General features: G+C 62.3%; 1 protein-coding gene. It reads right to left on the bottom strand.

Going from position 1 to position 403, the window contains the following annotated elements; all coding sequences use genetic code 11:
• Nucleotides 1–301 (bottom strand): transposase (locus E1181_RS31200; RefSeq protein ID WP_207922405.1); only part of this gene is annotated, 301 nt, incomplete at its 3' end.
• Between the last annotated feature and the right edge of the window lie 102 nt (nucleotides 302–403).

Here is a 403-nt window from a genome sequence, read left to right as displayed (position 1 = left end):
GCCAGTCGACGAGGCCGGACCGGTCAGCCCACGCCCGCAACACCGAGAGGATCCAGGGCCACACACTCTCGCGTTGCCAACGGCGAAACAGCTGATAGATCGACTGCCAGTGCCCATACCGTTCCGGTACATCCCGCCATGGAGCACCGACTCGAACCCGCCAGCGAATCCCATTCAGTAACTGCCGACGTGTCCACTTCGGACGACGCCCCACCACCGGCTGAGGCGGCAACACACGCTGCAACGCCGCCCACTGCCGGTCCGTCAGATCCTTACGCGCGCCAACCGATACGCTTCCCACCGAGGTCTCCGGATAGATGTTGATCTTCTTCGTCGCTGATCCATCTACCGGAGACCTCACTATGTTCAACCACCGGGCCCCACGTTCCTAAACAGCTCCTAG

The organism is Saccharopolyspora terrae (assembly GCF_004348435.1).
Lineage (GTDB): Bacteria > Actinomycetota > Actinomycetes > Mycobacteriales > Pseudonocardiaceae > Saccharopolyspora > Saccharopolyspora endophytica.
Note: the sequence above shows the minus strand (reverse complement) of the source record. Positions and strands in the feature narration are given on the sequence as shown.